Source organism: Streptococcus sp. FSL E2-3488, assembly GCF_038003585.1.
Taxonomy (GTDB): Bacteria; Bacillota; Bacilli; order Lactobacillales; family Streptococcaceae; genus Streptococcus; species Streptococcus thermophilus.
The window spans coordinates 1,690,656-1,704,178 of record NZ_JBBOPL010000001.1; the positions used below are offsets into that span (position 1 = coordinate 1,690,656).

The 13,523-nt window shown below is 40.0% G+C and carries 8 protein-coding genes and 4 pseudogenes; 3 read left to right on the forward strand and 9 right to left on the reverse strand.

The genetic code is table 11. The features are described from left to right. Positions 1-95: 95 nt before the first annotated feature. Positions 96-1,345, forward strand: a pseudogene (locus tag MHH90_RS08700) (ISL3 family transposase). Positions 1,346-1,415: 70 nt separating this feature from the next. Here the strand turns inward: MHH90_RS08700 and pepC are convergent. The 7 genes and pseudogenes from pepC to leuS all read right to left on the reverse strand — a co-directional run bounded on the left by pepC (position 1,416) and on the right by leuS (position 10,324). Beyond that, the gene (gene pepC / locus MHH90_RS08705; RefSeq protein ID WP_014607929.1) at positions 1,416-2,753 is read right to left on the reverse strand and encodes an aminopeptidase C; all 1,338 of its coding nucleotides are present in this window, start codon (positions 2,751-2,753) and stop codon (positions 1,416-1,418) included. A gap of 101 nt (positions 2,754-2,854) precedes the next feature. Then, on the reverse strand, positions 2,855-3,295 hold the full coding sequence (locus MHH90_RS08710; RefSeq protein WP_011225416.1) for a DUF805 domain-containing protein: 441 nt from the start codon (positions 3,293-3,295) through the stop codon (positions 2,855-2,857). Between the two features lie 15 nt (positions 3,296-3,310). Continuing rightward, the gene (gene nadE / locus MHH90_RS08715) at positions 3,311-4,132 is read right to left on the reverse strand and encodes an ammonia-dependent NAD(+) synthetase (RefSeq protein ID WP_002949400.1); all 822 of its coding nucleotides are present in this window, start codon (positions 4,130-4,132) and stop codon (positions 3,311-3,313) included. Between the two features lie 11 nt (positions 4,133-4,143). Beyond that, positions 4,144-5,598, reverse strand: a complete 1,455-nt coding sequence (locus tag MHH90_RS08720; protein ID WP_024704170.1) for a nicotinate phosphoribosyltransferase — start codon at positions 5,596-5,598, stop codon at positions 4,144-4,146. Positions 5,599-5,891: 293 nt separating this feature from the next. Next, positions 5,892-7,125, reverse strand: a pseudogene (locus tag MHH90_RS08725) (acyl-CoA thioesterase/BAAT N-terminal domain-containing protein). 44 nt (positions 7,126-7,169) lie between these two features. Beyond that, positions 7,170-7,641 (reverse strand): annotated as a pseudogene (locus MHH90_RS08730) (MarR family winged helix-turn-helix transcriptional regulator). A gap of 181 nt (positions 7,642-7,822) precedes the next feature. Continuing rightward, positions 7,823-10,324, reverse strand: coding sequence for a leucine--tRNA ligase (gene leuS / locus MHH90_RS08735; protein WP_340725892.1), 2,502 nt, complete (start codon positions 10,322-10,324; stop codon positions 7,823-7,825). A 173-nt stretch (positions 10,325-10,497) separates the two neighbouring features. Here leuS and MHH90_RS08740 point away from each other — a divergent pair, with 173 nt between their 5' ends. Beyond that, a complete protein-coding gene (locus tag MHH90_RS08740) occupies positions 10,498-11,262 on the forward strand; it encodes a DeoR/GlpR family DNA-binding transcription regulator (protein WP_014607925.1) in 765 nt (254 codons plus the stop codon). Further along, a pseudogene (locus MHH90_RS08745) lies at positions 11,237-12,067 on the forward strand (Cof-type HAD-IIB family hydrolase). Before MHH90_RS08740 ends, MHH90_RS08745 begins: the two are co-directional and overlap by 26 nt. 131 nt (positions 12,068-12,198) lie before the next feature. On the opposite strand, the gene MHH90_RS08750 reads toward MHH90_RS08745, so the two are convergent. Together MHH90_RS08750 and nusG are read right to left on the reverse strand one after the other, a co-directional pair. Next, complete coding sequence (locus MHH90_RS08750; RefSeq protein ID WP_340725893.1) at positions 12,199-12,687, reverse strand: phosphatase PAP2 family protein; 489 nt, start codon at positions 12,685-12,687, stop codon at positions 12,199-12,201. Between the two features lie 121 nt (positions 12,688-12,808). Then, the gene (gene nusG / locus MHH90_RS08755) at positions 12,809-13,348 is read right to left on the reverse strand and encodes a transcription termination/antitermination protein NusG (RefSeq protein WP_002883644.1); all 540 of its coding nucleotides are present in this window, start codon (positions 13,346-13,348) and stop codon (positions 12,809-12,811) included. Positions 13,349-13,523 lie beyond the last annotated feature (175 nt).

Genomic DNA, 13,523 nt, shown 5'->3' on the forward strand with positions numbered 1-13,523 from the left:
AACTACTGTAGAGATTATAGAGCTTTTTGAGTGTACACTAAAAGTCCCATAAGAACTATAATGAAAAGTGACAAAACTACCATTAGGAAGAACTTATGAGACCTATTAAGAATACCACAGAATTAATCGGAATTAAAGACCAAAATATCAAGATTTCACTTGTTTTTGAAACTGATACTCATATCGAGATTCAAGCAAAACTCGATTACCCTGCACCATCATGTCCTCACTGCCATGGAAAGATGATCAAGTACGACTTTCAAAAGCCTTCTAAAATCCCTCTTCTCGAGCAAGCGGGAACGCCAACTCTACTACGTCTGAAAAAACGTCGTTTCCAGTGTAAAAGTTGTAGAAGAGTCACGGTAGCTGAGACATCTATCGTTGAGAAAAACTGCCAAATCTCCAATCTAGTCCGACAAAAAGTTACACAGCTTCTAACTGAGAAGGTGTCACTAACTGATATTGCAAGAAGACTTCGCGTGTCGACGTCCACTGTCTATCGTAAGCTTGATCAGTTCACTTTCAAGGAACATTATGACAAACTCCCTGCTGTTATGTCCTGGGATGAGTTTGGGTTCAAGAAAGGGGAATTGGCTTTTGTGGCGCAGAATTATGAGACAAACCAACTCATAACCATCCTTGATAATCGCCGCCAAACTACTATACGAAACTACTTTTTGAAGTATCCATTGAAAGTCCGGCAACAGGTACAGTTTATCACGATGGATATGTCTGGAGCTTATATTCCACTGGCTCGCAAGCTCTTTCCAAACGCAAAAATCGTTCTTGATCGTTTCCACATCATCCAGCACCTTGGACGTGCCTTTTTAAAGACTAGAATTGCAATTATGAACCAGTTCGATAAGAAGTCACTACCCTATCGAGCCTTGAAAAATCACTGGCGACTCTTCCAAAAGGACAGCTGTAAGTTATCTCTCAACTCTTTCTATTCAAAGACTTTCCGCCAAACTTTAGCACCACATGAAGTTGTTAAGAAGACACTAGTCTTTTCAAAAGAGCTTACTGACTACTATACACTTTATCAGCTTTTGCTTTTTCACTTTCAGGAGAAGAGAGTAGGTGAGTTCTTTGACCTGATAGAGGAAAATAGAAGCAAGGTCAATCACTATTTTCAAACGGTCTTTAGGACTTTTCTTAGACACAAGCAATACATCCAAAATGCACTAGAAACAGACTATTCAAACGCAAAACTTGAAGCGACTAATAAGTTAATTAAAGACATTAAACGCTTGGGCTTCGGTTTTAGAAACTTCATCAACTTTAAGAAACGTGTCTTCATCACACTGAACATACATAAAAAGAGGACCTATCCGGTCCTCTCTAGATGTTAGCTTTTCGTCACCCACTACAGTTGACAAAGAGCCAATTCTATCCAGTGTTTTTGAAATATCCTCTTATTTTGAAGCAAGAGATCCCATTGGGTCCCAAGGCGCAAGCACTTGTGGATCTGCTTCATAGGCAGCCAACTCTTCAGCTGTAAGGAAATCTTTGCGAACAACGATTTGATATGTATATTCATCCATCCAAGCATCAGAAGCAACAAAGTACCCCTTTTGTCCAACCTTATCTCCCCAAGAGTTTTCAATCTTCCATTTAATTGGTTTACCATCAGCATCCAGATCAACACCTGTCAATACCATGGCATGGGTCATGAGAGATTCACTGTAGTCTAAACGTCCAGCCTTGTCTTGAGTCCAGTTAATATCCATGCTAGCTGTAAAGTCGTAAACATTAGTTGCAAGAATACCTTTTTGACGGTCCGAAACCTGACCAACATCTGAACCAAACCATACACTCTCTCCTGCCTTCATCTGTGCAATAGCAAGCTCTTTGAATCGGTCCATTGGCAGGTTAATATAACGAACACTTGGCGCACCTACAACATTTCCCAACATCTCAACCGTGTAAGATTTTCCGTAAGGTTTATCAGCTGTTGGAGCGTTGATAACTGATACATAGTCGCTGAGTTTAAGGCCAACATATTTTTCAAAGAAGGCCCGTGGCGTGATACCCTTCTCAGATCGATAGTTATCATCTTTATCTCGATAGGCAAAATCAAACTGACGTGGTGGCAAGCCAAGGGTCATGGCAAGATAATTGAAGATTTCTTGAAGGAACTCCTCCTTTTTAGCTTGAACAGCAGCCTGATCAGCACCACTGGCAATCAAATCGCGCAAGATTTGGGCATCTTGACGAAGGAGTTTATTAAGGTATTGATTAAGCTCACGACTATTGCTTGAAGCTACAGATTCTGGATATACTGATTTTGGTACAACACCATATTTTTCAAAGAGTGATACGACCATATCCCATTGTCCACCATCTTGTTGAGGGGTATCCAAAAGGAATTTAACCTTACGACTACCAATTTCTTGATCTGCTGTAGCAATAATTTGTTCCAAGAACCAGTTTGATTTTTCATATTTATCCCAGAAAAATGTGTGGGCTTGAGAAAGCTCGAAACTTTCCAATTTGAAGTCTGAAATCAATTTATGGCGGAAAGTATTAAGGGCCGCAAACATCCAGCAACGACCTGAAGCTTTTTGGTTAGACACCTCATCTTTAGTCAAATCAATTGAGAAAACAAAATCATTTTCCACTTCTGATTGACGTGTCTCGATAGATTTAAGCAAGCCGTTATGGGTTACTGCATTTTCAATAGCGCCATACTTGGCATTGGCCTCATAATCTGCAAATAGTTTTTCTGTGAAATCTGTTGATAGTGAAGTCATAAGATTCCTCCTTTTAAGACTTATTACTATCTATTTTATCACTAATTTCTGAAAATTCAATTTAAAAATACCCCTAGGTTAAACCTAGGGGTACGACAATCTTATTCAACTTTATCAAAAAGCGTTTCAGGTGCTGGTTTAGTTGGCTGACATGACATGACAATGAGTACAATACTTCCAATGAATGAGAAGAAAGTCAAGATTGGTACAAGCCCTATACAACTTAGAAGCCCCCAAGCCGGATGAATACCTGCATCTCGCAAACGACGAAATTGAAGGGACAGTTGTGGAATTAATATGATCAATCCAAAAATCATTATTGGTGACATATATTTCAAAATCATTTTTTGTATTTCAGTTGAGTCATTTAATATCGCTGGGTTATGAGACACATTACTGAAGAAAGGAATGAGAACAAAACCTACTACAAGGATAGTACTAATGATGACATTAATCAAGTAAACCCACCAGTAGTCTGGGCGTGTCGAACGTCCACTAAAATCAAAGGCACGCTTCCAAAAATCAATATAAGCTTTAATCATAAATCATTTCTCTTATTATTTCCAAAAATCATCAAAAATGGTGATTGGCAAGTGACGTTTGTGTTGACCTTTACGCCACCAAGTCTCAATCGTTTCCTGAGCTTTGGCTGATACTTCCTTGCCTTCAAGGTAATCATCAATCTCATGATAGGTCACTCCCAATGCCACTTCGTCAGCAATTCCTGGTTTATCTTCTTCCAGGTCAGCTGTTGGTACTTTTTCATAAAGGGCTTTATCAGCACCAAGCTCTGCAAGAAGGGCAGCGCCTTGACGCTTGTTTAGACGAAAGAGTGGCAGGATATCCGCACCACCATCACCAAATTTTGTGAAGAACCCTGTAAGGTTTTCAGCGGCGTGGTCTGTCCCAATAACTGCTCCACTATTTTCACCAGCAACCGCATATTGGGTTATCATACGTTGGCGGGCCTTGATATTTCCCTTATTAAAGTCAGATACGTTTACACCTGCCTTGGCCAGTTCAGCAACCTGACCATCAACAGCTTCTTTAATGTTAATCGTAAGACTTACATCTGGCTTGATAAAAGCTAGGGCACGTTGGGCATCGTCTTCATCTGCTTGAACTCCATATGGTAAACGAATAGCGATAAACTGATAGTCTTTTTCTGTCTCTGCACGAAGTTCTTCAACTGCAAGTTGCGCAAGACGACCAGCCAATGTAGAATCCTGACCTCCTGAAATCCCTAAAACATATGTTTTAAGGAATGGATGTTTGATCATGTAGGCCTTCAAAAAATCAACGGATTTTCGAATCTCTTCCTTCGGATTAATGCTAGGTTTAACTCCTAGTTGAGCAATAATAGTTTCTTGCAAAGTCATATTTTCTCCTTTTACTCTGACAAGTCATGGGCTTTCTTACGCATATTATCAATCAAGGTCATCTTGTGATCCCAGACATCTTTGGCCAAGTCAACTGGATAATCTTGGGGGTTAAGAACGCGCTTGTACTCATTCCAAAGCTCATCCAATTTCTTAGTCGCATAGTTCTTGATTTCATCAAGACTTGGCAAATCATAGATTAGTTGCCCCTTGTCGTAGATTGGGACCAAAAGTGGCACCGCATCAAAATCGCGGACAGTCTTGTTAATGTAGGTGTAAGTCGGGTGGAACATGTTAATTTCTTCTAAAGCATTAACATCCGTGTCTGCGAAGGTGATATAGTCACCTTCTGATTTCCCCTTAGCACGGCTCGTAATACGCCACACTTGCTTCTTACCTGGTGTCGAAACCTTCTCAGCGTTGTTGGACAACTTGATGGTATCCTGCATGACTCCCCGATCATTCTCGATTGAGACAATTTTGTAGACCGCACCCAAGGCTGGTTGATCATAGGCTGTGATAAGATTAGTACCAACACCCCAAACATCAATCTTGGCCTTCTGCATTTTCAAGTTAAGAATGGTATTTTCATCAAGGTCATTTGAAGCGTAAATCTTAGCATCAGGGAAACCAGCCGCATCTAGTTGCTTACGGACCTGCTTAGACAGATAAGCCAAGTCACCTGAATCAAGACGAACACCCAAGAAGTTGATCTTATCACCTAGCTCTTTAGCCACACGGATAGCATTTGGAACACCAATCTTAAGGGTATCATAGGTATCCACAAGAAATATGCAGTCTTTATGAGTAGATGCATAGGCTTTAAAGGCATCATAATCGTTTCCATAAGCTTGAACAAGGGCATGGGCATGAGTACCTGAAACAGGAATACCGAAAATCTTACCTGCACGTACATTTGAAGTTGCGTCAGCACCACCAATCACGGCTGCACGCGTCCCCCATATTGCTGCATCCATCTCTTGGGCACGACGTGTCCCAAATTCCAACAGAGGAGCATCCTCAATAACAGAACGAATACGAGCTGCCTTAGTCGCAATAAGAATCTGGTAATTAAGGATATTCAGTAGGGCAGTCTCTACTAACTGACACTGAGCCAAGGGACCTTCCACTTGAAAAATCGGTTCATTAGCAAATACCAAATCACCCTCAAGGGCTGAATTAATAGTCAACTCGAGTTTTAGATTGGCCAGATAGTCCAGAAAATCCTTCGGATAGCCTAAATCCTTCAGATAAGCAATATCAGTTTCTGAAAAAGTCAGATTTTCAAGATAGTTGACAATACGCTCCAGACCTGCGAACACAGCAAAGCCATTTTTAAACGGAAGTTGACGGAAATAAACTTCAAAAACGGCCTTTTTATTGTGAATACCTTGGTTGAAGTAGACCTGCATCATATTGATTTGATACAAGTCCGTGTGCAAGGTTAAACTATCATCTTTATACAAGGATTTCCTCCAATCGAATAGGTACTTATTTTTTGTTATTAATAGCTTGTTTATGCTGACTATTATAGCATTTTTGAGCAATTGTCTCCACATTTCAGAAAGTTAAATATTGTTTGGATTTTCCGATTTTTCTAATGGTTCTTTTGACGAAAAAGAGTAGCCTTGATGGACTACTCTTCATTTCTATTCATATCCTTAGGTTACTGATAGGCTCGTCTACGTGTATGGACTTACCAACCAGAACTGTGTTTTTATCTTAGTTGGGACTATTATAGCATATTTATAATCTTCTTTTATTGCTTTTTCAAATGCCTATCAAAAAAATGAATCGTAGCCAACCAAAAATCCTCACTCTCTTTCATCAGTAAACGCCAATCTTTTCGATAACGATGATTTGGTTGATAAGCCACCGTCAACATGTGACCTGTTTCATGATATTTTTTAAATGTAATGTAGTGTCCTTTATAATGTGAGACAATATCATCAATTGCTGACGAAGCATCCCATATTTCATCAACGGTACTTTCGAGCAACAAGATTGGTGAATGCATTTGACCAATATCTATCCTAGCAGAGCAATCTTTAGGGAAATCTTTTCTAAAAAGTTTACTGAACAAATAATCTCTAAATCGAAACTTTTGATAGGGAAGTTCTTTTTGCAAATGCGTCCAATAAGAAGTATGAGAGTTCCATTTCCCTATTATTCCTTCATACACCACATCAGAGGGGGAATTTAGTACCAAGCATTGAACGTCATTAAAAATGCTCTCCTCAGCTAAAACTAACTCTGCTCCTTTAGACCGTCCATAGATTCCAATTCTTTCACTATCTACTTGAGGGTACTGACATAGATAACTCTTTGCCTCCACAAGGCACTCTAAAGGAATACGTTTCAAATGTTTTGGCAACCTCTCTAAACCAAAGTAGGCAATTGCTAAACAAATATAACCTCTAGAAGAGAGAAGCTGAGCTATATTCTGTGCCTTTTCAATCCTTCCTTCACTACCGCTCACAATAATCAATGCTTGGTGTTTTGATTGCCTTTTTATCATAAAAGAGTCTCCCTTGAAAATGTTTCCCGTAAATATCTTGATGACTAATTTGCGAACTCATATAATGTCTTGTGAAAGTTCTCTCTGCAATGACAGTATTTCCTTGCATAATTTTGATTCCCACAAAAAAATGATCTAATAAGGGAATTTTAGAAAGAGAGTTTGGAAGTTTCTTTCTCTTATTGGTCAAGGGCTTGGCATTAAAAAATAGTCCCATTGTTGAAATACCTTCATACGAACCAGAACAAGATGGGGTTTGTGAGATATTAATAATACCATTCGTATCTGATACAAAAGTCGCTGTTGATTTCCATAAAACATCATGAGCTAAACGCATGGGAGGATTGATACAATAATAATCAGATAGAAACATTTCGACTCGCTATGTTTCTATTGGTTTTAAGTCATTGATGACAATATTAAAAGATTCATCTGCTAACTCAGACGCTGAGATAAGTTCAATTTGCATATTCATATCTTCCTCTTTTTGTTAATATGATTAACAATATGGTTTTAAAATTACCGTGATTTTTTCCACGGTAATTCTCGCCACACCTGTTCAACATCATCCAGCAGTTTCATAACCATTTGAAGGTCCTCCTCACTATAGTTTCTTAAAATTGAAAAAATGGCTTTTTCAATATGTTCTTGCTGCTCTTTATGGATGTTAAAAACCTCAACCCCTTTTTTAGATAATATCAGATATTTATTTTTTTCATTATCCTGTGCAAATTCAAAAGAAACGAGGTTTTTCTTGATTAAACGTCTAACACTCTGAGTGACGGCACTCCTTGATACTTCAAGCAACCCAGATAATTTCACTAGATTCACAGGCTGATTCCGACCTATTAGGTCAATCAAACGGACTTCATTAATAGTGTGGATTGATTTATCAATACTTATTCCTATGCTGGTCCTTTTTCAACCGTTCAAAGGCTAAAGCAAAGCTATTAAAACATTTATTAAACTTATGCAGTTCTTTCTTATTCATAGTTTCCTTCTTTTTGTTAATGGTATTACAAAATATCGTTTTCTTGTCAAGAAGAGTAAAAAATCCTCCAGAGTCTAACTCTAGAGGATTCATTTCTTATCCCACAACAATATAAATGGAGTTTAGTTAGCTCAAACAGTTTGGGGAACTGTTTAAGGTTGCAAATCAGCAAACAAATTGGTTATTTCACAACAATGTTCACAAGCTTGTTCGGTACCGCAATTACTTTCACGATTTCCTTGCCATCAATCTCTGCTTTGACTTTTTCGTCAGCCAGAGCCACTTCTTGCAATTCTTCGCGTGAAAGGTCTTTAGCGACCATGAGTTTAGCACGGACTTTTCCTTTGATTTGGACGACGATTTCGATTTCGTCTTCAACTAATTTGCTTTCGTCCCAAGTTGGCCAAGCCACATAAGAGATTGACTCACCTGTTGCTGTAAGAGTTTGCCAGAGTTCTTCTGCCAAGTGAGGTGCAAATGGGGCAATCAATTGGACAAAGCCTTTGGCATAATCCACATAGAGTTTGTCTTCCTTGTTAGCCGCGTTAACAAAGACCATGAGTTGAGCAATGGCTGTGTTGAATTTCATCAACTCAATTTGCTCAGTGACGGATTTAACGGTTTCGTTATAAACTTTGTCAAGACCACCATTATTTTCCGCAACGATTTCTTTACTTGTAATCAAACGGTAAACACGATCAAGGAATTTACGACTTCCCTCCAAGCCTTCTTCTGACCAAGCGATAGAAGCATCGAGTGGTCCCATGAACATTTCATAGACACGAAGGGTATCAGCACCATATTGTTCCACCACATCGTCTGGGTTAACCACGTTCTTGAGGGATTTAGACATCTTGGCTGGTGCTTGCTCCAACTCTTCTCCTGTTTCCACATGGAAGAAGGAACCATCACGTTTTTCAACCTTGTCAGTCGCCACAAGAGCACCACGGTGGTCACGGTAGCTTGTTCCCAAGATCATTCCTTGGTTAAAGAGTTTTTGGAATGGTTCTTTAGTTGGAACGACACCGAGGTCATAGAGGAATTTGTGCCAGAAACGAGCGTAAAGCAAGTGAAGAACGGCGTGTTCTGCACCACCCACGTAGATATCGACTGGCAACCATTGTTTGAGGAGGTCCTCATCTGCCAATTTTTCTGTGTTATGTGGGTCGATATAGCGAAGGTAGTACCAGCTTGAACCTGCCCATTGTGGCATGGTGTTGGTTTCACGACGACCTTTGACCCCATCTTCACGAGTCACTTCAAGCCAGTCTGTCAAGTTAGCCAATGGACTTTCACCAGTACCTGAAGGACGGATGTCCTTGGTTACTGGCAAGACAAGTGGCAATTCGCTTTCTGGAACGGCTGTTGAAGTGCCATCTTCCCAATGAATGATTGGGATTGGTTCACCCCAGTAACGTTGACGGCTAAAGAGCCAGTCGCGGAGACGGTAAGTGATTTTTTCTTGACCAAAGCCTTTTTCTTCCAACCAAGCTACAATTTTAGCAATAGCTTCTTCTTTGTTAAGCCCGTTCAAGAAGTCAGAGTTGACATGAGGACCGTCTTCTGTGTAAGCTGCTTCTTCAACGTTGCCACCTTCAAGTACTTCTACGATTGGAAGACCAAACTGTTTAGCAAATTCCCAGTCACGCTCATCGTGAGCAGGTACGGCCATAACTGCACCTGTTCCGTAGCTAGCGAGAACGTAGTCCGCAATCCAGATTGGAATTTCTCTACCGTTAACAGGGTTTATAGCATAAGCTCCAGTCCAAACCCCTGTTTTTTCCTTGGCAAGGTCGGTACGAGCCAAGTCTGATTTAAGGCTAGCTTGGTGTTTGTAGTTAGCTACAGCCTCAGCTTGTTCAGGACTTGTGATAGCATCTACTAAGTCATGCTCAGGCGCCAAAACAGTGAAAGTCGCACCGAAAAGGGTATCCGGACGTGTCGTAAAGACGGTGAATTCCTTGTCAGTACCTTTCACTTTGAAGGTGACATTGGCACCAGTTGATTTACCAATCCAGTTGCGTTGCATGTCCTTGATAGACTCTGGCCAATCCAACTCATCCAAGTCATTGAGCAATCGCTCTGCATAAGCAGTGATTTTAAGCATCCATTGGCGCATTGGTTTACGGACAACTGGATAGCCACCACGCTCAGAAGTTCCGTCCGGAAGGACTTCTTCATTGGCGATAGCTGTTCCTAGTTCCTCAACCCAGTTTACTGGTACTTCCGCCTCATAAGCCAAACCTTTTTCGTAAAGCTTGGTGAAAATCCACTGCGTCCACTTATAGTAGTTTGGATCTGTTGTGTTGATTTCACGATCCCAGTCGTAAGAGAAGCCAAGCGCGTTGATTTGACGTTTGAAGTTGGCAATATTTTCCGCTGTAAAGTCAGCTGGATCATTACCAGTATCCATAGCATATTGCTCTGCAGGCAAACCAAAAGCATCCCATCCCATTGGGTGAAGGACGTTATAGCCTTGGGCACGCTTGAAACGGCTAAGGATATCTGTCGCTGTGTAGCCTTCTGGGTGTCCTACGTGAAGACCCGCTCCAGATGGGTAAGGGAACATGTCAAGCGCATAAAACTTAGGTTTTGAAGCATCTGTTCCTGTCTGAAATGTATGATGGTCAGCCCAGTATTTTTGCCACTTAGGCTCGATTTCTTTATGATTGTAAAAACTCATGGTTTCTCTCCAATATTCGTAATGCTTCTATTATAGCATTTTTGAAGGATTTTTAAAGATAGTAAGAGAAGTTTACGAGGTAACTTGAACCTGGCTTAGTTTGCGTTTTTTTGCATTTTTATATACAAAAAACGTAAAAAGATACTATACTAATATCAGAAAGCAGGTGACTCATGTATCAGGAACAACGATTTGAGAGAATTTTGATGCTCTTGGAAGAGCGAGGAAACCTATCTGTCAAAGAAATGGTTGATGAATTAGGAGTTTCCAAAGATACTGTCAGAAGAGATTTTTATTGTCTCAGCCAGAGGAATCTGGCTCAACGTACCCATGGCGGTATTCTTCCAGTTAAAAACACCAGTGTTCTTTGCTTCCAAGAACGTCAGAAAGGACTCACAGAAGATAAGAAAAAAATGGCAGACCTGGCGCTTAGCTTCATCAAAGAACAATCTCTACTTTTTTTCGATGTTTCTACCTTGATGCTTGAAGTTTCACAAAAATTAACTAAGAACGTCACTGTTTACTCCCACTCCTTGGATAATGCCTTGGTCCTAAGTGGTAAGGAAGGGATTGATTTTCATCTCTTGGGAGGCAAATTCTACACTAAAAACCGCTTCTACTACTCGATTCACGAAGCACAGATCTTGCAACATCTACAATTTGACTTAGCCTTCTTTGGAGTGGCTAGTCTCAGTCAAGGATTGGTTAGCTTTGAAGATAAAGAAGACGTTGCCGTCAAACAGCTAGCCTTGCAAGCTACTAGAACTAAGATACTTATTGCTGAATCTGACAAATATGAAAAGCATTCCAAATATATCTTGGGTAAACTTGAGGACTTTGACTATTGGATTACAGATAAGGAGCCTGAGTCTGATATAGTTGAAACACTTAAAGATAAAGTAATAATCTTATATGATGGAAAGGATAGCGATTATTAGTAAAATTCGTTTGATTATCAGCGATATTGATGGGACTATTCTCACTAGTAACCACCAGGTAGATGATCAACTGATTGAAGTCATGCCAGAGCTTGAAAAGGCGAAGATACCTTTTGTTTTAGCTTCTGTCCATTCTCCACTAGGAATGCAACCAATTGCTCATAAACTAGGACTTCATGACAATCCTATCACCTGCTACAACGGGGCCTAGTACTTGAGGATGATCGTACTATCATAGAACATCCTGTGGATAAATCCGAAACTCGAATATTTATTAACTACTTATCCACAGACTATCCAAGTGTTTCTGTGAATATCCACTCTGGCAAGGATTGGATTACCAACCAACTAAACAAATGGTCTCAGTTGGAAGCAAGTATCACAGGTGAATCTCCTATTATTAAGGAACTCCAAGACACTGTCTCAGATTCAAAGCCTTCTATCCACAAGCTATTGTTGATTGATGAGCCTGAAGTTTATCCAGGACCTCCACCAAAAACTCCTAAGCATGGGTTTTCCACAGACAGTCTTCTACTTATCCAAAGATAACTACTTAGAAGTCACTGCCAAGCACGTTTCTAAAGAACATGCTCTCCTTGAGGTTGCCAAATATTATGACATTCCTCTTGAACAGATTATGACTATTGGTGATAATTTCAACGATAGTCCTATGCTCGCTCTGGCTAGCCTAGGAGTTGCTATGGTCAATGCACCTGAGGGAGTCAAGAAGTCTGAAAATCTAGTGACTGCCTCAAATGATCAACATGGAGTAACACAAGCTATCATAGAGCATGTTTTAAACTAGGCCAATATCGAATGGTGGGAACAACCTTTAATCGCCAACTCGAATTTTAGAACAAGAGAAAAGGTCCCCAAAGGGTCCTTTTCTTTTTTCAATGAAAAAAGCCCTCCTCTCTCGAAGAAGACCAAAAATTTCTAAAGGTAAAGAAGGAGGCCAACAAGAATTCCAATGACATAGCCTGCCAAAACATCACTAGGATAATGAACACCACCTAGCACGCGCAAGATAGCCAAAATTGCTGCGAGAAAAAGCATAGTCCCACCTAGCCACGGATTAAACAATAAGGTAAACATGGCAATGGTCGTTGCTGAAAAAACATGACGGCTAGGAAATGACTTGCCAAGACTATCCTTTTTAATAAGAGGCTGAATGTCCCAGGTCTGATAAGGGCGTGGGCGATTATAAAGGCTACGACCAAGAGAAAGCAGAAAAAAGCCTTCTCCCATAATAAGCACTGTCGTAAAAAGAACAAACCAGCCATGCCTCAGCCAAACCAAAATAAGAAATATAGGAAAAAGCAGGTAAAAAGTCCTTGTTATAGCCTTGTTCAATCCTCCCAAGACCTTAGCATAAGGACGCAATGGACCGCTAATCTTATCGTAAAATTGTTTATAATTCATCATCCGTTAGAAAAAGGGAGTGACACAGAACTAAATTTAAAAATCTAGATTCTAGTCTCTCCCCCATGTTTAATGAGATAGTCTTACGAGGTTGAAGCTCCTGGTTCCAACCTTTTTGACTATTTTAAAGTTCAGCGATTTGGTAGAGTTCAAGCTCAGCAGCTGTTTCTGAACCAAACATGTTAATCATGATTTTAACCTTGTTGTTTTCAATTTCGACAACACGGCCTTCTTGCCCCATAAAGGCACCATCGATGATTTGAACCACGTCACCAACCTTGATATTCGTATCAAAGACATCAACTGTTTGACCCATTGAAATCAAGATTTGACGGATTTCTTCTTCCAAAAGTGGTGTTGGTTTAGAACGGTTTCCGTGTGAACCAACGAAACCAGTAACGTTTGGAGTATTACGAACAACAAACCATGCTTCGTCTGTCATTACCATCTCAACAAGAACGTAACCAGGGAAGCGGTTTTCTTCCACTTCTTTAACTTTACCGTTTTTCTCAACATTGACAGTTTGAGTTGGGATTTCAACACGCAAGATATTTTCAAGCATGTTATAAGTTTGAGCTCGTTGCAAAAGATTTTCTTTAACTTTATTTTCGTATCCTGAATACGTTTGAAGGACGAACCAGCCCTTGTCGAATGAATCTAGCATTTTAGGATTCCTTTCTTTGTTCTAAATGACATTTAAACATGACCATCAATATTCGAGGCGCAAGCGTTAAATGTAAATGAATGCCTATGTTTTAATTCAAAGCGTAATAAAAAAGCCTGGAGGCCCTTGTTCTCGCTTTTATCTGCATTTATTATAACAAAAAAGAGCAAGCATG